The organism is Sphingomonas adhaesiva, assembly GCF_036946305.1.
Classification (GTDB): domain Bacteria; phylum Pseudomonadota; class Alphaproteobacteria; order Sphingomonadales; family Sphingomonadaceae; genus Sphingomonas; species Sphingomonas adhaesiva_B.
In genome coordinates this window covers 164,829-182,713 of record NZ_JAQIJJ010000006.1, presented here as the reverse complement: position 1 = coordinate 182,713, position 17,885 = coordinate 164,829, and the positions used below count along the sequence as shown (strand labels likewise).

The window sequence follows — 17,885 nt, the reverse complement described above, 5'->3', positions numbered from 1 at the left end:
TCAGGAGAGCCTTGTTCCGGGGTCCACTTTTCCGGGAAATCAACGGCCTGTGAATATGCGGCACAGTGGATGCCGGAACAAGTCCGGCATGACGGTAAAGGGTTTTGCAAAGGGCTCGCCTTCGCCGGGAACAAGGGATTTACAAAGGTCTTGTCTCTGCAGGAATTCGGAGGGGGCAGCGGGGTCGCCCTTTGAGCGCAGGAGGGCGATCCAGTCTGGTCCTTTCCCCGGTGGGGAAAGGCGGGGCCGGCCATGGCGGAAGTGGTGCAGCCGGCCTAGCCCTCTCCCCTGCGGGGAGAGGGTTGGGTGAGGGGCCGGTGTCTCACCGAGAACAACACCTGAAACGGCCCCATCCGACCGAGCCGCCCATCACCGACCGGCCGCCCGACGCGACCGCGCTCCCGCCCGATCCACCCCCCGTGCCGCGACCCGCCACGGATGCGCATCCCCCGGCATCGCCACCGTCGCCACCCGCGCATCGTCGAACGTTACCGTCACTCCGCCGGTCCGCGCCAGCATCGCGCGGTCGAGCGTCAGCCAGCGGGCGCGGCAGCGGCGCGGCAGGCGCCGGTCGCTGACCACGACATCCGCGGCGCGGCACAAGGGGACCAACTGCGCCGTCGGCACCAGATAGGGGCTGCGCGTCGCCAGCACACGCCATATCCGCCCGCCCGTCCGCCGCTCGATCCAGCACAGGTCGCGGTTGCAGCGCGCGTCCGGCGCCTCCGACAGCAGCGCCGGCTCGCCATCCACGCCGCCCCCCTGCGCCAGCGTGTCGCGCATATAATCGCCGGTCCGGTCGCGCAGCATGGCGAGCCCGCCGCGCTCGTCGCGCACCGCGAGGTGGCGGCCGTCGCCGGTCACGATCAGGTCCGGCGCGGACGTGGTCAGCGCCCAGGTGGCGCCGATCGCGAGCGGTATCGCGCCCAGGCGTCGCCAGCGCGTCCGCCACAGCGCGATCCACAGGCCCCCGGCGAGCATCGCCGCGAACGCGCCGGCGGCCATCTGCGGCACCGCCGCCACCGCGCCCGGCAGCGCGGCGACGGTGCGCGCGATCCACAGCAGGACGTCGGTCGCGGCGCCCGCGACGACCCACGCCGGCCATCCCGCGCCGAGCGCGTCGAGCAGCAGCGCGCTCGCCTCCGCCGGCATGACGACGAAGGTGGTGAGCGGGATCGCGACGATATTGGCGAGCGCGCCATACACGCCCGCCTTGTGGAAGTGGAAGGCGGCGATCGGCATCAGCGCCAGCTCCACCACCACGCCGGTCAGCAGCAGCGAGGCCAGTTCGCGCGCCAGCTTGCGTGTCATCGCCTCGTCGCGTGCCAGCAGGGCGGCGCGGACGTGCGGATGTTCGTGCAGCGCGACGATCGCGGTGACCGCGGCGAACGACAGCTGGAAGCTGGGGCTGACGATCGCTTCCGGCCAGGCGAGCAGCACCACCAGCGCGCCGACCGCGACCAGCCGCAGCGTCACCGCCTCGCGCCCTAGTGCCAGCGCGGCGAACACCATCAGCGCCGCGACGCAGCTGCGGATCGTCGGCACCTGCGCGCCGGTCAGCCAGGTATAGCCAATCGCGGCCAGCGCGCCGACCCCGGCCGCGAGCAGCGGCACCCGCCCGGTGAGCGCGAGGCCCGGCGACAATGCCAGGAGGCGCATCGCCAGCCACATGACGATCCCCACCGCCGCGGTGATGTGCAGCCCGCTGACCGAGAGCAGATGCGCCAGCCCGGCGCGGCGCATCGCCTCGGCATCGTCCTCCGCGATCGCGCCGGTGTCGCCGGTGGCGAGCGCGGCCGCGATACCGCCTGCGCTGCCCGCCAGCCGCGACTGGATATGCGCGGTCAGGCGCTGGCGAATGCCGTCATCGCCCGTGCCGGGTGACAGCAATGCGATGGGTGCGAAGCCGCGCCCGGTCGCGCCGATGCGGTCGAACCAGGCGACGCGCGCAAAGTCGTAGGCGCCCGGTACCGCCGGGGGTGGCGGCGGCATCAGGCGCGTGCGGACCCGCAGCGTCGCCTCCGCGGCCAACCCGGCGGGGGCGTCGCGCACCGGCAGGTTGACGCGCACGCGTACCGGCGCGGGGTCGACGGGCTCGGCCCAGCGCAATCGGTCCAGCGTCACGCGCACCAGCTCGCGCGCGGGCAGCGGCTCCACGCGGACGATGCGGCCCGTCAGCGTCACGATGACCGGGCGAGTCAGGACCGGCGCGGCGACATGCTCGGCGCGGGTCCAGGCCAGGGCCAGCCCGATCACGAAGGCGGCGGCCGCCATGGCTGTCGCCACCCCGGCGCGTCCGCCGCGTGCGATCGCCAGTGCGGCGACGCCGGTCGCGCCCGCCAGCAGCAGCGCCACCAGCCAGTGGCGCGCATCGGGAAGCACGAACCACGCCGCCGCGCCCGCCGCGACCGCGATCGGCAGCCACAGCACCAGCTGGTCGCGTTCCGCCTCCAGCCGGCGTTCGATCGCGTCACGACCGCGGGTTACCAGCCCGCACACCGTTTGTCGCACGCGCGCGGCTTTGCTAGGGGCGGGCGCGGCGATACTGGCCATGGCGTTTCTTCAGACTGGGAGCATGCGCGCGTGAGCGCAACCGATAATCCTTCGACCCCTTCTGCCCCTGTCGTGACGCGCTTCGCGCCGTCGCCCACTGGCTTCCTGCACATCGGCGGCGCGCGCACCGCGCTGTTCAACCTGCTGTTCGCGCGTCACCACGGCGGCACGTTCCTGCTGCGGATCGAGGACACCGATCGCGCGCGCTCGACCCAGCCCGCGATCGACGCGATCCTGGACGGCATGCGCTGGCTCGGCCTCGATTGGGATGGCGAGGAAGTCTATCAGTTCGCGCGCGCGGAGCGCCATGCCGAGGTCGCCCGCGCGATGGTGGAGAGCGGGCATGCCTATCGCTGCTACCTGACGCAGGAGGAGTTGGAGGCGATGCGGGCTGAGGCGCAGGCGGCGAAGAAGCCGCTGCGTATCCGCTCGCCGTGGAGAGAGCGGGCCGACTGGCCCGCGGACAAGCCCTATGTCGTCCGACTGCGCGCGCCGACCGAGGGCGCGACGACGATCCACGATCGCGTCCAGGGCGAGGTGACGGTGCAGAATGCGGAGCTGGACGACCTGGTCCTGCTGCGCTCCGACGGTACGCCCACCTATATGCTGGCGGTGGTGGTCGACGACCACGACATGGGGGTGACGCATGTCATCCGCGGCGACGATCATCTCAACAACGCCTTCCGCCAGCTGCCGATCTATCGCGCGAACGGCTGGCCCGAGCCGGTCTATGCGCACATCCCGCTGATCCACGGGCCGGACGGCGCGAAGCTGTCGAAGCGGCATGGCGCGGTCGGGATCGAGGCCTATCGCGACGAGATGGGGATCCTGCCCGAGGCGCTGGGCAATTACCTGCTGCGGCTGGGCTGGGGCCATGGCGATGACGAGATCATCGCGCGCGAGGATGCGATTCGCTGGTTCGATCTCGACGCGGTCGGCAAGTCGCCGAGCCGGTTCGATCTGAAGAAGCTGGAGAATCTCAACGGCCATTATATCCGCGCCAGCGACGATGCGCGGCTGGCCGATCTGGTCGCGGCGCGGCTGGAGTTCGACCATGACGATACCCGGCGTTCGATCCTGGGCGAGGCGATGCCCGCGCTGAAGCCGCGGGCGGCCAATCTCAACGAACTGGCCGATGGCAGCGCGTTCCTGTTCGCGACGCGCCCGCTGGCGGTGGACGAGGCCGCCGCGCCCCTGCTGGCCGGCGAGGCCCCCGCGCTGCTCGCACGCCTGCACAGCGCGCTTGACGCGGTGCACAACTGGGATACGGAGAACACCGAAGCTGCGGTGCGGCAGGTGGCGGAGGATGCGAGCGTGAAGCTCGGTCAGGTCGCCCAGCCGCTCCGCGTGGCGCTCACCGGACGCAAGACGTCGCCGGGCATCTTCGACGTACTCGTCCTTCTAGGGCGCGAGGAAAGCCTGGCACGGATCGCCGACCATATGCCCCCGCACGGGGAATGACAGGAGACGACATGACCGAAGCCGCCAAGTTCACGCTTTCGGGCAACGAGCACGACTATCCGGTGCTCTCCGGCTCGGTCGGCCCCGACGTGGTCGACATCCGCAAGCTGTATGCGCAGACGGGTGCCTTCACCTACGATCCGGGCTTCACCTCGACCGCATCGTGCCAGTCGACGCTGACCTATATCGACGGCGACGAGGGCGTGCTGCTCCACCGCGGCTATCCGATCGGCGAGCTGGCCGAACAGTCCAGCTTCATGGAGGTATGCTACCTGCTGCTGAACGGCGAGCTGCCGAACAAGGACGAGCTGGAGAAGTTCAGCTGGACGATCAGCCGCCACACGATGGTGCACGAGCAGCTGGCGCAGTTCTTCCGCGGGTTCCGCCGCGATGCGCACCCGATGGCGATCATGTGCGGCGTCGTCGGCGCACTCAGCGCCTTCTACCACGATTCGACCGACATCCACGATCCGCAGCAGCGCATGATCGCGTCGCACCGGCTGATCGCGAAGATGCCGACGATCGCGGCGATGGCGTACAAGTATTCGGTCGGGCAGCCGTTCCTGTATCCGGACAATTCGCTGTCCTACACCGGCAACTTCCTGCGCATGACGTTCGGCGTCCCGGCCGAGCAATATGAGGTGAACCCGGCGGTCGAGCGGGCGATGGACCGCATCTTCATCCTGCATGCCGATCACGAGCAGAATGCGTCGACCTCGACCGTGCGCCTCGCCGGTTCGTCGGGCGCCAATCCGTTCGCGTGCATCGCGGCGGGCATCGCCTGCCTGTGGGGGCCGGCGCATGGCGGCGCCAACGAGGCGGCGCTCAACATGCTGCGCGAGATCGGCACGCCCGACAAGATCCCGGAATATATCGCGCGCGCCAAGGACAAGAACGATCCGTTCCGCCTGATGGGCTTCGGCCATCGCGTGTACAAGAACTACGATCCGCGCGCGACCGTGATGCAGAAGACGGTGCGCGAGGTGTTCGAGGCGCTGAACGTCAGCGACCCGCTGTTCGAGACCGCGCTGCGGCTGGAGGAGATCGCGCTCAACGACGAGTATTTCGTCGAGAAGAAGCTGTTCCCGAACGTCGATTTCTATTCGGGCGTGATCCTGTCGGCGATCGGCTTCCCGACCAGCATGTTCACCGTGCTGTTCGCACTCGCCCGCACCGTCGGCTGGGTGGCGCAATGGAACGAGATGATCACCGATCCCGACCAGAAGATCGGCCGCCCGCGGCAGCTGTACACCGGCCCGACGCAGCGCCCCTACGTGCCGGTCGCGCAGCGCTAAGCGATGCGGCGGCTCCGCCCGATCCTGATCGCGGTAGGCGTCATGCTGGCGCTCACCGGACTGCTGTGGATCGGGCAGGGGCTGGGCTATGTCCACTGGCCGGAGTCCAGCTTCATGCTGGATCAGCGGGTGTGGGCGGATTACGGCGCCGCGCTGGCGGTGGCCGGGTTGCTGATGGTGCTGCTGGGGCGGCGGATGCGGTAGCAGCCCAAGGCCTTCGTCACCCCGGACTTGATCCGGGGTCCCGCTTTCTCACGAACGCGGGAGAGAAGCGGGACCCCGGGTCAAGCCCGGGGTGACGGTTAGAAGCTGCCTTACTGCCCGAACCCCGCGGCGCTCGCCTGCGCGATCGCTTCGCGCGCGGCGGCCTGGAGGGCACCGGATTTCGCCTCGCACTCGCGCTGTTCCGAGGCGGGGTCGCTGTCGGCGACGATGCCGGCGCCGGCCTGGACATGGATATGCCCGTCCTTCACCACCGCGGTGCGCAGGACGATGCACGAGTCCATCGACCCGTCGGGCGAGAAATAGCCGACGCCGCCGGCATAGGCGCCGCGCTTCTCCCCCTCCAGTTCGGCGATGATCTGGCACGCGCGCACCTTGGGCGCGCCGCTGACGGTGCCCGCGGGAAAGCCCGCGAACAGCGCGTCGATCGCATCGTGCGCGGGGTCCAGCCGGCCCACGACGTTCGATACGATGTGCATGACATGGCTGTAGAATTCGATCGTATAGCTGTCGGTGACCTGCACCGTGCCCGGCGACGCGACCCGGCCGACATCGTTGCGGCCCAGATCGAGCAGCATCAGATGCTCCGCACGCTCCTTGGGGTCGGCAAGCAGCGAGTCGCGGTTGGCGGCATCCTCCACCGCATTGCGCCCGCGCGGACGCGTCCCGGCGATCGGGCGGATCGTCACCTCGCCATCGCGCGCGCGCACCAGGATCTCCGGGCTGGACCCGGTCAGCGCAAAGCCCGGCAGGTCGAGATGGTAGAGGAACGGCGACGGGTTGATCCGCCGCAGCGCGCGGTACAGCTCGAACGCCGGAAGCGGGAAGGGCGCGGTGAAGCGCTGCGCCAGCACCACCTGAAAGATGTCGCCCGCCGCGATATATTCCTTCGCCGCGGCGACCATCTCGCCATAGCGGCCCGCCGGCAGGACGGGGGTCAGCGACAGGTCGGTCGCCTCGCTGCGCGCCCGCGGCGGCAGCGCGGCCGATGCCAGCCGTGCCTCGACCAGATCGAGCCGCTCCTCCGCCGCGGCGACGATCGCATCGGGGGTGCGCGCCGCGTCGGGCCAGACCGGCGCGACGAGGAACAGCGCATCCGCCAGCCGGTCGAAGACGAGGATGACGGTGGGGCGCACGAACATCATGTCGGGCAGCCCCAGCGCATCGTGCTTCGGCGCCGGCAGCGCCTCGACCAGTCCGATCGTCTCATAGCCGAAATAGCCGACGAGGCAGGCGAGCGCACGCGGCAGTTCCGGCGCGACCTCCATCCGGCACGAGGCGACGAGGTCGCGCAGCGCCTCCAGCGTGGGGAGGTCGCTGGCGACGAAGGCGTCGCGATCCTCCAGCCAGCGCGCGTTGATCTCGGCGCGATTGCCGTGCGCGCGCAGCACCAGATCGGGGGCCAGCCCGATCAGGCTGTGGCGACCGCGCACCGCGCCGCCCTCGACCGATTCGAGCAGGAAGTCGCCGCGGCCGGGCTCGATCAGCTTCAGCGCGGCGGCGACCGGCGTCTCGGTGTCCGCGATCCGCCGCCGCCAGACGAGCGCAGGGCGCCCGGTGGCGAGTGCCGCGAGCGCCCCGGCGTTATTGCTCTCCGCCACCCACCAGATCCTTCTTCAGCTGGTCGATCGCGGCCTGGTTGCGCTTGCCGCCCTGCGCGGCGGTGATCGCGCGCGCGAACTGTTCGGCATACTCGCGCCCGATCACCCGGCCCAGATCGGTGCGGGTGGCGGCGACCGCGGCGGGCTGTTTCGCGGCATCGCCGGGGATGACGCGCTCCAGCCGGGCGATCAGCATGCCCTGCGCCTCGGGCGATTCGAGCGTGCGCGCGGTGCCCGGCTTCATCGCGAACATCAGCGCCAGCACCGGATTGGGGCGCCGCGGGTCCATCTGCGCGCGCGTGGCGTCGACCGGCTGGATCGGCGGCGTCTTGATCCCCGCCTGCGCCAGCGCGGCGGCGAGCGGGGTGCCCGCGTTCACCTTGGCGACGATGGCGCGCGCGGCGGCGCGGGCCGCGATGCGCGCGCGATCGGTGCGCCAATCGGCGGTCACCTTGTCGCGGACCTGCGCCAGCGGCACCGGCGCGGCGCGCACGATGCGGTCCAGCGCGACGATCGCGAAGCTGCCGTCGTTGCCGAGCGGCACCGTGGTGGGGGTGTCGCCTTCCTCCGCGGCGAAGCCGGCCTGGACGATCGGGGCGAGCGCCGCATCCGGCTGCACGCCGGGTTTCGCCGGGTCGACGCCGGTCGAGAGCAGCGGGGCGGTGGTCTGCGCGGCCAGCTTCTGGTCGGCGACGACTTCGTTGATATTGGCGTTGTCGGCGAGCGAATCCTCGACCTTGTCGCGGATGCGCCCGATCGCGTCGGTCGCCTTCTGCGTGCGCAGCTTCGCGGCGATCTCCTCGCGCGCCTGCGCCAGCGTCTTGCCGGGCACCTGCGTCACGCCCTCCACCTTCGCGACGACGAAGCCGATCGCACCGCGGACCGGCCCGACGACGCCGCCGTTCGGCGCGGCGAACAGCGCGTCGGCGACGGTGGGCGAGGTCTGCGTCGCCAGCGCGGCCTTCTCCGCCTTGGCGATCGTGCGCGGCTCCAGCCCGGCGGCGCGTGCGGCGGCAGCGATCGGCGTTCCCGCCTTCACCTTGTCCGCCAGCGCCTGCGCCGCTTTCTGGTCCAGCACGGTGACGACCGCGACGTCGCGCTGCGCGCGCGCGGCATAGGTGGCCTTGTCGGCGTTATAGGCCTGCGCGATGTCGGCATCGGACGGCGCGGCACCCGCCGCGACCTGCTGCGGCCCGACGAGCGCGTAGCGCATCACGCGCCGTTCGGGCGTGGTATAGCGCGCGACGTTCTTCTGGTAGAATTGCTGGATCTCGGCATCGCTCGGCGCGGTATTGCCGGCCGTCGCGGCATAGGGGATCAGCGCGACCTGGCCCGCGCGCCGCTCCAGCAGCAGCGAGGCATAGGGCAGCGCGACCTGCTGCGGCACCTGGCTGGCGCCGACGGTCGGCACCATCAGGAACTGCGCCATCGTCTCGCGCGCGATATCCGACTGCACCTGTGCATCGGTCAGCCCGCGCTGCGCCAGCAACTGCTCATAGGCACGCTGGTCGAACTGGCCGGTGGGGCCGGCGAAGGCGGGGATGTTGCGCAGCTCGCTCCCCACCAGCGCCCGGCTGACGCGCATGCCCTGATCGTGCCCGAACGTGTCGAGCGACAGGCCGGTCAGCGCGCGAGTGACCAGCGATTCCACCCCGCCCTGTGCCACGAACTGCGCCATGTCGAGATCGGGCTGCTGCTGGCGCGCGGCGCGCAGTTCGTCCTGCGCGCGCTTGCGCAGGTCGTCGGCGGAGATGCTCTGCCCGTCCACGCTGGCGATCGGCTTGCCGAACAGGCCGCCGCCCGACGACGCCAGCCCGGTCACGTCCCCCGCCGCGAAGGCGAGCGCGATGACGATCAGGATGCCGAACGTGACGATCACGCCGACACGCGAATAGATGATCCGACGGAAGAAGCTGAGCATGGAGGCGGGAGACCGTCGCTAATGAGAAGGCCGGTGCTTTACGGCGCGTGCGCGGTGGCATCAAGCGGCGGCGATGGCTATCGCAGCGAGAGATAAAGGGAGATGGTGATGACGCGACGCAAGCTGGTGGCCGGCAATTGGAAGATGAACGGCGATCGCGCCGCGCTGGCGGAGCTGGACGGCATCGCCGCCGCGGCGGCCGCGCATCCGGGGGTGGACGTGGCGATCGCGGTGGCCGCGACGCTGATCGCACCCGCCGCGGAGCGGGTGCCGGCGCTCAGCATCGGGGCGCAGGACGTCCATGCCGCCGACAAGGGGGCGTTCACCGGCTGCATCTCGGCGGCGATGGCGAAGGAGGCGGGCGCACGCTTCTCGATCGTCGGCCATTCGGAGCGCCGTGCCGACCAGAAGGAAAGCGACGTACTGGTGAAGGCCAAGGCGGAGGCGCTGCACCGCGCCGGGATGCAAGCGATCGTGTGCGTCGGCGAGACGCTGGAGCAGCGCGACGCGGGCGAGGCGGAGCGGGTGGTGACCCAGCAGCTGGAAGGATCGCTGCCCGATGGCGCTGCGGCGGACTGGTGCGCGATCGCCTATGAGCCGGTGTGGGCGATCGGCACCGGGCGCACCCCGACGATCGAGGACGTGGCGGCGATGCACGGCGCGATCCGCGCGAAGCTGCGCGATCTGGTGGGCGAGGGCGGCGACGCGATCCGGCTGCTGTACGGCGGGTCGGTGACCGCGGAGAATGCCGGCGCGCTGCTGCACGCGGGCGATGTCGATGGCGCGCTGGTGGGCGGCGCGAGCCTGACCGCGGCGAAGTTCGTGCCGATCGTGGAGGCGGCGGGCTAAGCCTGACATCGTCGCCCCTGCGCAGGCAGGGGTGTCGTGTGGGGAGAAACGGGTGTGGGAAGCGTCGATGTCCGCCCTCGATCGTCACCCCGGACTTGATCCGGGGTCCCGCTTCCCCCGCAACGTTGAAGAAGAAGCGGGACCCCGGCTCAAGGCCGGGGTGACGTGCATTGTCTCTTACCCGAACCGTGCCTTCAACAACGCATAGGCCGCGCGCAGGCCATAGGCGTCGCCACCGCGCGGTCGACCCGGCCTGGCGGTCGGGCACCAGGCGAAGGTGTCGAGGTGCGCCCAGGGCGTACCCGCCGGAACGAAGCGGCGCAGGAACAGCGCCGCGGTGATCGCGCCCGCGAAGCCCCCATCGGGCGCGTTGACCATATCGGCGATGTCGGATTTCAGCATGTCGTCATAGGCATCCCAAAGCGGCATCCGCCACAACGGATCGCGCACCGCGTCCGCCGCGGCGAGCAGGTCGCCCGCCAGCGTCTCGTCCTGCACGAAGGTGGCGGGCAGGTCCGGGCCGAGCGCGACGCGCGCCGCACCGGTCAGCGTCGCGAAATCCAGGATCAGGTCGGGCGCGCCCTCGACCGCCTTGGCCAACGCATCGCCCAGGATCAGCCGCCCCTCGGCATCGGTATTGGTGTTCTCGACGGTCAGCCCCTTGCGCGTCGCCAGTACGTCGCCGGGCCGAAAGGCGTTGCCCGCGATCGCATTCTCCACCGCCGGGATCAGCAGGTGAAGCCGCAGCTTCAGCCGCGCCTGCATCACCAGCGTGGCGAGCGCGAGCGCATGCGCGGCACCGCCCATATCCTTCTTCATCAGCCGCATCCCGGCGGCGGGCTTGATATCCAGCCCGCCCGAATCGAAGCACACGCCCTTGCCCACGATCGCGACGCGCGGATCCGCGGGATCGCCCCATTCCAGCTCGATCAGCCGCGGGGCGCGATCCTTGGGCGCGGCCTGGCCGACCGCGTGGATCATCGGATAGCCGGTCGCCAGCGCATCGCCGCGCGTGACGGTGACGGTCGCGTCATGCAGACGGGCGAGCGCATCGACCTCCGCCTCCAGCTCTGCGGGGCCGAGATCCGACGCGCCGGTGTCGACCAGGTCGCGCAGATGCGCCGTGGCGGCAGCGATGCGCACCGTCTCGTCGATCCCCGCGACATCGCCGGTCAGCAGCACGCGCGGCCCCGTCACCTCGGGCTTGCGATAGCGCGCGAAGCGATGCTGCGCGAGGCACCAGCCGAGCCCGGCGGCACCCAGCGGCGCCCCGCCGGCGAGGCGGTACAGGCCCTCCGGCAATCCCTCGCCCAGCGACGCGATGCGCCAGGGCGATTCCAGCGCCTCGTCGCAGACCAGCAGCATCGACCAGTCGTCCGGCGTCTCGCCCGGCAGGATCGCGCGATTGCCGGGCTTGCCGGTCACCTTGCTGGCGGTGGTCGCGGTGCGGACGCGCGCGGGCTGGGCGGCGAGCCATGTGTCATAGGCCTCGGGCCGGACGACATGGATGTCGCGCGCGGTCTGGCCGCGGTCGGGCTGGAGCAGGGTAGCGAAGTCCGTCATGCCCGGACCAAAGCAGGACTTGGGCGGACGCGCAACGTGCGGTTCCCTTGTCGCCGCGCGCATCCTACATCCGCGCGCATGACCACGCATTCGACTCGCATGTTGATCCTGGGCTCCGGCCCGGCCGGGCTGTCCGCCGCCATCTACGGCGCGCGCGCCGGCATGAACCCGATCGTCGTCCAGGGCATCCAGCCCGGTGGCCAACTGACCACCACCACCGACGTGGAGAATTATCCCGGCTTCGCCGAGGTGATCCAGGGTCCGTGGCTGATGGAGCAGATGCAGAAGCAGGCCGAGCATGTCGGCACGCGGTTGATGTGGGACACGATCGTCGACATCGACCTGACGCAGCGGCCGTTCCGCCTGACCGGCGACGGCGGCGACGTGTACGAGGGCGACGTGCTGGTGATCGCGACCGGCGCGCAGGCCAAGTGGCTGGGGCTGGACAGCGAGGAGGCGATGAAGGGCAAGGGCGTCAGCGCCTGCGCGACCTGCGACGGCTTCTTCTATCGCGGCAAGAAGGTGGCGGTGATCGGCGGCGGCAATACCGCGGTCGAGGAGGCCTTGTACCTGACCAACCACAGCGACGACGTGACGCTGATCCATCGCCGCGATTCGCTTCGCGCCGAGCGTATCCTGCAGGAGCGGCTGTTCGCGCACCCGAACGTCACCGTGCTGTGGAACAAGGAAGTGCGCGAGTTCGTCGACGGCGGCGGCACCGCCGGGCTGGTCGCGCTGGAGCTGGAGGATACGGTCACCGGCCAGCGGTCGCGGCTGGACGTGGCGGGCGGGTTCGTCGCGATCGGGCATCATCCCGCGACCGAGCTGCTGCGCGGGCATCTGGAGCTGGACGCGGATGGTTATATCGCGGTGCAGCCGGGTTCGACGCGCACCAGCGTGCCGGGCGTGTTCGCGTGTGGCGACGTGATGGACAAGGTCTATCGCCAAGCGGTGACCGCGGCCGGGACCGGCTGCATGGCGGCGCTGGATGCGGAACGCTTCCTCGCGGCGGCGGAGTTCGACGAGGTGCGCGAGGCGGCGGAATAGCCGTTCGCACGCCGCCTCGGGTCAAGCCCGGGGTGACGACAGCGCGGTGCGGATGGCTGCCTCTACCGCGTCCAGATCGCCCGTCCGTGCGAAGCTGTGCGAGTCGGTGTCCAGCCGGATCGGGTCGATCCGCGCCTGCAATCTCCGCGCCGCCTCCTCGAACGCCAGCGCGGTGGCGTCCCCTGTCGCCAGCACCACCGTCGCGCCACTCGCCTCGACCGCGCGCACGACCCGTTTGGCGAGGGCGGAAACCGGCACGCGTCGGCGCAGCAGCTTCGTCACCCCGCGCGCCAGCTTGCGCAGGTCGACGCCGCCGCGGGCCAGCCGCCACCATTGCGCCGGATCGCGCAACCGTGCGGCATAGGTGGCGCGGATCGCGGCGGGTGCGGGGAGGGCATCGGGTTCGTCGCCGGTCCAGGGGTTGGCGAGCACCAGTGCGTCGATGCCCAGCGCCGATCCCTCCAGCGCGAGCAGGGTCGCGGCATCGCAATTGCCGAAGGCGACGACGCGGGTGATCGCGGCCTCGGCGCGGAAGGTCGCCAGCGCGGCGGCGAGGTCCGGCGCGGCACCGGCATATCCCGGGTCGACCCCCTCCGAATCGCCGATCCCGCGCCGATCGTAGCGGAACACCGGCGTGCCTGCCGCCGCCAGCCGGGCCGCGAGCATCGCCATGCCGCGGTGCGCACCGGTGCGAAGCTCGTTGCCGCCGGAGACGATCAGCACGCCGCAGGTGCCCGGCGCCGCGTCGAGCGTACCGACCAGCGTCGCGTCGCCACAGCGGAACAGGATCGTGCGGCGGGTCACGCGATCCATGCCGCGATATCATCCGCCAGCAGCGAAGCCAGCGCGAGGTCCGTCTGCGGCTCGACGGTGCGCCATGGCGGCGAGGCGGCGATCAGCCGGTCGGCGGGGCGAGGGTCACCGGTCAGCCGGACGACCCGCAGCGGTTCCGCGACGCTCGGCTCCGCGGCGGCGAGCGCGGCGATCAGATCGGGGTGGAGCGCATTGCCGGCATAATCGTCACCGCCGCCGAGGTGGCGGATCCGCTCCAGTTCGCGCACCTGCGTCGCGCCGGACAGCGGCGCGAGATACCAGCGCGATGCGGCGTCCACCGCGCCGTCCAGCAGCGCGCCGCCGCGAATCGCGACGATATGGACCGGCCCCGGCAGGGTCGCCGCGGCAGCGGCCAGCGCGTCGCGCCACGCCGGCAGGCGCGCCGCGACCGTCGGCAGCAGGCTGTCGTTCTGCCCTGGCAGATCGGGCAGCGCACCGGCGATACCACGCGCGGCGAGCGCGCGCAGCGTCGCCACCAGCAGCGTGCGGGTGCGGTTCGCTTCCTCGAACAGGGCGGGCACGGCGAGCACGCACGGCCCGCGATCGGGGCCGAGGCGCAGCATCGCCTCGCCCCATCTCCCGCCATCATCGAAACGGACGACCCGCGTGGTCAGACGAGCGCGCGTTCGGCGGCGAAGCGGCTGAGCGCGCCGAACGTCTCCAGCATCTCGCCATCGACCTCGTCATCCTCGATGACGATGCCCAGGCGATCCTCCAGCTCGGTCAGGACGCCCGCGACCGCCATCGAATCGAGCTCGGGCAGGGCGCCGAACAATTCGGTGTCCGCGCGAAAGGCCGCGACGCGATCGTCGGACAGCCCCAGCACGTCGCGCAACACCGCGCGCACGGTCTCTTCCACCTCGCCCATCCGCTCAGGAACCACGCTTCCTCCTAGTATCGTTGTTGCTGTTCTTGCCGCAGTTGCGAACGGACTAGGCGCAGGGGATGAAATCCGCAACGGCTTGGCGCTATGGGAAACGTCATGGAATTGCCCGATCCTCGACCCTTGCCGATCGATCATGTCCTGCGCGGCGCGCCGGACGCGCCGGCGCTGATCGGGCGCGAGGCGATTGCGACGGTCGCCGAAGTGGAGGCGCGGGTGGCGCGGCTGGCCGGCTGGCTCGCCGCGATGCGGCTGGAGCCGGGGGCGCGGGTGGCGACGTGGCTGCCCAAGACGCGCGACGCGTGCCTGATGCCGCTGGCGGCGGCGCGCGCGGGGCTGGTCCATGTCCCGGTCAATCCGGTGCTGAAGCGGGCACAGGTAGCGCATATTCTCGCCGACAGCGCCGCATCGCTGCTGCTGACGCAGGCCGCGCGCGCCGCGACGCTGGAGGAGGGCGACGTTCCGGCCGGCTGCACGATCGCGGTCGAGGCGGGCGAGGGCGATCCGTTGCCGCGGTCGGATGCCGATACGGGCGCGCTGGCGGCGATCCTCTATACGTCCGGATCGACCGGGCGGCCCAAGGGCGTGATGCTGAGCCACGCCAATCTGTGGCTGGGGGCGGTCAGCGTGGCGCATTATCTCGCGGTGACGCCGGAGGATCGCGTGCTCGGCGTGCTGCCGCTGGGGTTCGATTATGGGCAGAACCAGCTGTTCTCCGCCTGGGTCGCGGGCGCGGCGGTGGCGCCGCTCGACTATCTGACCCCGCGCGACGTCATCAAGGGTGTGGAGCGCGTGGCTGCGACCACGCTGGCGGGCGTGCCGCCATTGTGGACGCAGTTGCTGGAGAGCGACTGGCCCGATGCCACCGCGGCGCGGCTGCGGCGGCTGACCAATTCGGGCGGCGCACTGACACCCGCGATGGTGCGCGCATTGCGCGCGCGCTTTCCGCAGGCGCGGCTGTTCCCGATGTACGGACTGACCGAGGCGTTTCGCTCGACCTATCTGGCGCCGGAGCTGGTCGATGCGCATCCAGATTCGATCGGGCGGGCGATCCCCTTTGCCGAGGTGCTGGTGGTACGCGCCGACGGCACGCGGGCGGCCGCGGGGGAGCCGGGCGAGCTGGTCCATGCCGGGCCGCTGGTCGCGCAGGGCTATTGGCGCGATGCCGGGCGGACCGCGCTGCGGTTCCGGCCGGCGCCCGCTTTCTCCACCCACGGCGGGATGGCTGTGTGGTCTGGCGATACGGTGGTGGCGGATGCGGCGGGGCTGTTGCGGTTCGTGGGGCGCGACGACGAGATGATCAAGTCGGCCGGGCATCGCATCAGCCCGCAGGAAGTGGAGGAAGCCGCCACCGCCGGCGCGGAGGCGCGCGAGGCGGTGGCGGTCGGCGTGCCCGACGCGCGGCTGGGGCAGGCGATCGTGCTGGTGGTGCGCGGCGCGGCCAGCGGCGAGGCGGCGTTGCGCGAACGGCTGAAGCGCGATCTGCCCGCCTATATGCAGCCGGCGCGGATCGACTGGCATGACGAGCTGCCGCGCAATCCCAATGGAAAGCTGGACCGCGCGCGCGTCGCGGCGGCGGTGAAGGAGCAGGGTGCATGAAGCCGATCGGGCCGATCCCGCCGGAATTCGCCGAACAGACCGGGATGCTGGCGATCGGCGGGCAGCGCGCCGACGCGCTGGTGGGGGCGCATGGCTCGCCGCTGTTCGTCTATGACTTGGCGATCGTCGCGGCGCGGGTGGCACGGTTCCGCGCCGCGATGCCGTCCGCGGTGGCGCTGCATTATGCGGTGAAGGCGAACCCGCATCCTGCGGTGATCGCAGGGATTGCGCCGCTGGTCGACGGGCTGGACGTCGCATCCGCCGGCGAACTGGCGAAGGCGCTGGCGGTCAAGCCCGCGCGCGCGATCAGCTTCGCGGGGCCGGGGAAGCGCGACGAGGAACTGGACGCGGCGATCCGCGCCGGGGCGACGCTGAACGCCGAATCGGCGGGCGAGGTGCGGCGCGCGCTGGCTACGGCCGAGCGGCTGGGCATCGCGCCGCGGCTGGCGGTGCGGGTGAACCCCGATCTGGAGCTGCGCGGGTCGGGGATGAAGATGGGTGGCCGCGCCTCGCCGTTCGGGGTCGATGCGGAACGAGTGCCGGAACTGGTACGGGCGATCGTCGCGGGCGGTGCGGACTGGCGCGGGTTCCATATCTTCGCGGGCAGCCAGGCGCTGGATGCCGAGGCGCTGGTGGAGACGCAGGCCGCGACGCTGGCGCTGGCGGCGCGGCTGGCGGACGAGAGCGGGCAGGTGCCGCCCAGGGTCAATCTGGGCGGCGGGTTCGGCATCCCGCATTTCGCAGGCGATCGCGCGCTGGACGTCGAGCGGATCGGCGCCGCGCTGTCGCAGGCGCTGGCGGCCTCGCCGCTGACCGCGGCGGGGACGGCCTATGCGATCGAACTGGGGCGCTGGCTGGTGGGCGAGGCGGGCGTGTATCTGACCCGCGTCGTCGATCGCAAGGAAAGCCGCGGCGAGACGTTCGTGGTGGTGGACGGCGGGCTGCATCACCAGCTGGCGGCCAGCGGCAATTTCGGCACGGTGGTGCGGCGAAACTATCCGGTCGCGGCGGCGGGGCGGATGGGGGAGGAGGCGACCGACGAGGCATCGGTCGTCGGCTGCCTGTGTACCCCGCTCGACCGGCTGGCGGACCGCGTCGCGCTGCCGCCGGTGGCCGAGGGGGAACTGGTCGCGGTGTTCATCGCCGGCGCCTATGGGTTGAGCGCCAGCCCGGCGGCGTTCCTGGGGCATCCGGTGCCGGCGGAGGTGGTGCTGGGCTGACCGCGGCGCGTGTTCCGACGCACGCCGGAACCCAGGGTCAAGCAGAGCAACGCCAGTTGGTTCGTGGGACTCTGGGCTCCTGCGTGCGCAGGAGCACGGCTTGGCTCCCCTCCAAACCCTAAACGCAATCTTCACCTCTTCCCCGCATAGCCGACGCTGACCGTGGCTGTGCGGGTCGCTCGGAGGTTGGGATGCGTATCGCGAGGGTTTCCAGGGCGTTGACCGCCACGCTGATGGCATCGACCACGCTGACCGCCTGCGCCGGATCGGGCGCGCGTCCCGAGCTGCCGCCCGCCACCTTCGTCGCCACACGCGAGACGCCGGGCGAGGAATATGTCATCGGCCCGCTTGATCAGCTCCAGATCTTCGTGTGGCGCAACCCGGAGCTGTCGGCGAAGGTGCAGGTGCGCCCCGACGGCCGCATCACCACGCCGCTGATCGCGGACATGCCCGCGGTGGGCAAGACGCCCGCGATGCTGGCCGCCGACATGAAGCTGGCGCTGAGCGAATATATCAAGGACCCGATCGTCTCCGTCATCGTCGACGGGTTCAGCGGCACGTACAGCCAGCAGGTGCGCATCGTTGGCGCGACGCAGAAGCCCGCCAGCCTGCCGTATCGCGCCAACATGACGCTGCTGGATGCGATGATCGCGGTGGGCGGGCTTGGGGAATACGCCGCCGGCAACAAGGCGCGGCTGATCCGCTACGACCGGGCGACCGGAAAGCAGCGCGAATACGGCCTGCGCATCAACAGGTTGCTGAAGGACGGCGATCCGTCCGCCAACGTCCGGCTGGAACCGGGCGACGTCATCATCATCCCCGAGAGCATGTTCTAAG

The 17,885-nt window shown here is 71.1% G+C and carries 15 protein-coding genes; 8 read left to right on the top strand and 7 right to left on the bottom strand.

Features of this window, described 5'->3' with window-relative positions; translation table 11 throughout:
• Positions 1 to 369: 369 nt before the first annotated feature.
• Complete coding sequence (locus PGN14_RS11495) at positions 370 to 2,553, bottom strand: ComEC/Rec2 family competence protein (RefSeq protein ID WP_335299651.1); 2,184 nt, start codon at positions 2,551 to 2,553, stop codon at positions 370 to 372.
• A gap of 30 nt (positions 2,554 to 2,583) precedes the next feature.
• On the opposite strand from PGN14_RS11495, the gene gltX reads away from it, so the two are divergent.
• From gltX to PGN14_RS11480, 3 genes are read left to right on the top strand one after another with little or no spacing between them, the layout of a single operon-like run.
• Entirely contained in the window at positions 2,584 to 4,014 is a 1,431-nt protein-coding gene (gene gltX / locus PGN14_RS11490; protein ID WP_335299650.1) for a glutamate--tRNA ligase, read from the top strand.
• Between the two features lie 11 nt (positions 4,015 to 4,025).
• Positions 4,026 to 5,309 carry a citrate synthase gene (gltA, locus tag PGN14_RS11485; RefSeq protein ID WP_335299649.1) on the top strand — a complete coding sequence of 428 codons (1,284 nt, stop codon included), beginning with the start codon at positions 4,026 to 4,028 and terminating at the stop codon, positions 5,307 to 5,309.
• Positions 5,310 to 5,312: 3 nt separating this feature from the next.
• Positions 5,313 to 5,513 carry a hypothetical protein gene (locus PGN14_RS11480; RefSeq protein ID WP_335299648.1) on the top strand — a complete coding sequence of 67 codons (201 nt, stop codon included), beginning with the start codon at positions 5,313 to 5,315 and terminating at the stop codon, positions 5,511 to 5,513.
• A gap of 110 nt (positions 5,514 to 5,623) precedes the next feature.
• Here the strand turns inward: PGN14_RS11480 and trpE are convergent, their stop codons facing one another.
• On the bottom strand, positions 5,624 to 7,132 hold the full coding sequence (trpE, locus tag PGN14_RS11475) for an anthranilate synthase component I (protein WP_335299647.1): 1,509 nt from the start codon (positions 7,130 to 7,132) through the stop codon (positions 5,624 to 5,626).
• Positions 7,116 to 9,053, bottom strand: coding sequence for a peptidylprolyl isomerase (locus PGN14_RS11470; RefSeq protein WP_335299646.1), 1,938 nt, complete (start codon positions 9,051 to 9,053; stop codon positions 7,116 to 7,118). Before PGN14_RS11470 ends, trpE begins: the two co-directional genes overlap by 17 nt.
• 108 nt (positions 9,054 to 9,161) lie before the next feature.
• On the opposite strand from PGN14_RS11470, the gene tpiA reads away from it, so the two are divergent.
• Positions 9,162 to 9,902: a triose-phosphate isomerase gene (tpiA, locus tag PGN14_RS11465; protein WP_335299645.1), complete on the top strand. Its 741-nt coding sequence runs from the start codon at positions 9,162 to 9,164 to the stop codon at positions 9,900 to 9,902.
• 177 nt (positions 9,903 to 10,079) lie between these two features.
• On the opposite strand, the gene PGN14_RS11460 is transcribed toward tpiA, so the two are convergent.
• Positions 10,080 to 11,465: a leucyl aminopeptidase family protein gene (locus PGN14_RS11460; RefSeq protein ID WP_335299644.1), complete on the bottom strand. Its 1,386-nt coding sequence runs from the start codon at positions 11,463 to 11,465 to the stop codon at positions 10,080 to 10,082.
• A gap of 78 nt (positions 11,466 to 11,543) precedes the next feature.
• Here PGN14_RS11460 and trxB point away from each other — a divergent pair, with 78 nt between their 5' ends.
• Positions 11,544 to 12,512 carry a thioredoxin-disulfide reductase gene (gene trxB, locus PGN14_RS11455; RefSeq protein ID WP_335299643.1) on the top strand — a complete coding sequence of 323 codons (969 nt, stop codon included), beginning with the start codon at positions 11,544 to 11,546 and terminating at the stop codon, positions 12,510 to 12,512.
• 21 nt (positions 12,513 to 12,533) lie between these two features.
• Here the strand turns inward: trxB and PGN14_RS11450 are convergent, their stop codons facing one another.
• The 3 genes from PGN14_RS11450 to PGN14_RS11440 are packed head-to-tail and all read right to left on the bottom strand — an operon-like array spanning position 12,534 to position 14,214.
• A complete protein-coding gene (locus PGN14_RS11450) occupies positions 12,534 to 13,325 on the bottom strand; it encodes a hydrolase 1, exosortase A system-associated (RefSeq protein WP_335299642.1) in 792 nt (263 codons plus the stop codon).
• A complete protein-coding gene (locus PGN14_RS11445; protein ID WP_335299641.1) occupies positions 13,313 to 13,909 on the bottom strand; it encodes a hypothetical protein in 597 nt (198 codons plus the stop codon). Before PGN14_RS11445 ends, PGN14_RS11450 begins: the two co-directional genes overlap by 13 nt.
• A 47-nt stretch (positions 13,910 to 13,956) precedes the next feature.
• Positions 13,957 to 14,214: an acyl carrier protein gene (locus PGN14_RS11440; protein WP_335299788.1), complete on the bottom strand. Its 258-nt coding sequence runs from the start codon at positions 14,212 to 14,214 to the stop codon at positions 13,957 to 13,959.
• Positions 14,215 to 14,328: 114 nt separating this feature from the next.
• Between PGN14_RS11440 and PGN14_RS11435 the strand changes: the two genes are divergently transcribed.
• The 3 genes from PGN14_RS11435 to PGN14_RS11425 all read left to right on the top strand — a co-directional run bounded on the left by PGN14_RS11435 (position 14,329) and on the right by PGN14_RS11425 (position 17,884).
• Positions 14,329 to 15,828: an AMP-binding protein gene (locus PGN14_RS11435; RefSeq protein WP_335299640.1), complete on the top strand. Its 1,500-nt coding sequence runs from the start codon at positions 14,329 to 14,331 to the stop codon at positions 15,826 to 15,828.
• Positions 15,825 to 17,048 carry a pyridoxal-dependent decarboxylase, exosortase A system-associated gene (locus PGN14_RS11430; RefSeq protein WP_335299639.1) on the top strand — a complete coding sequence of 408 codons (1,224 nt, stop codon included), beginning with the start codon at positions 15,825 to 15,827 and terminating at the stop codon, positions 17,046 to 17,048. Before PGN14_RS11435 ends, PGN14_RS11430 begins: the two co-directional genes overlap by 4 nt.
• Positions 17,049 to 17,281: 233 nt before the next feature.
• Complete coding sequence (locus PGN14_RS11425; RefSeq protein WP_443019508.1) at positions 17,282 to 17,884, top strand: XrtA/PEP-CTERM system exopolysaccharide export protein; 603 nt, start codon at positions 17,282 to 17,284, stop codon at positions 17,882 to 17,884.
• Position 17,885: the final 1 nt, after the last annotated feature.

Bases quoted from the DNA above. Each gene is read 5' to 3' on its own strand.
- PGN14_RS11430 (WP_335299639.1), top strand. From the start codon at position 15,825: ATGAAGCCGATCGGGCCGATCCCGCCGGAATTCGCCGAACAGACCGGG.
- PGN14_RS11435 (WP_335299640.1), top strand. From the start codon at position 14,329: ATGGAATTGCCCGATCCTCGACCCTTGCCGATCGATCATGTCCTGCGC.
- tpiA (WP_335299645.1), top strand. From the start codon at position 9,162: ATGACGCGACGCAAGCTGGTGGCCGGCAATTGGAAGATGAACGGCGAT.
- PGN14_RS11470 (WP_335299646.1), bottom strand. From the start codon at position 9,053: ATGCTCAGCTTCTTCCGTCGGATCATCTATTCGCGTGTCGGCGTGATC.
- trxB (WP_335299643.1), top strand. From the start codon at position 11,544: ATGACCACGCATTCGACTCGCATGTTGATCCTGGGCTCCGGCCCGGCC.
- PGN14_RS11440 (WP_335299788.1), bottom strand. From the start codon at position 14,214: ATGGGCGAGGTGGAAGAGACCGTGCGCGCGGTGTTGCGCGACGTGCTG.
- PGN14_RS11445 (WP_335299641.1), bottom strand. From the start codon at position 13,909: ATGCTGCGCCTCGGCCCCGATCGCGGGCCGTGCGTGCTCGCCGTGCCC.
- gltA (WP_335299649.1), top strand. From the start codon at position 4,026: ATGACCGAAGCCGCCAAGTTCACGCTTTCGGGCAACGAGCACGACTAT.
- PGN14_RS11460 (WP_335299644.1), bottom strand. From the start codon at position 11,465: ATGACGGACTTCGCTACCCTGCTCCAGCCCGACCGCGGCCAGACCGCG.
- PGN14_RS11495 (WP_335299651.1), bottom strand. From the start codon at position 2,553: ATGGCCAGTATCGCCGCGCCCGCCCCTAGCAAAGCCGCGCGCGTGCGA.
- PGN14_RS11450 (WP_335299642.1), bottom strand. From the start codon at position 13,325: ATGGATCGCGTGACCCGCCGCACGATCCTGTTCCGCTGTGGCGACGCG.
- PGN14_RS11425 (WP_443019508.1), top strand. From the start codon at position 17,282: ATGGCATCGACCACGCTGACCGCCTGCGCCGGATCGGGCGCGCGTCCC.
- PGN14_RS11480 (WP_335299648.1), top strand. From the start codon at position 5,313: ATGCGGCGGCTCCGCCCGATCCTGATCGCGGTAGGCGTCATGCTGGCG.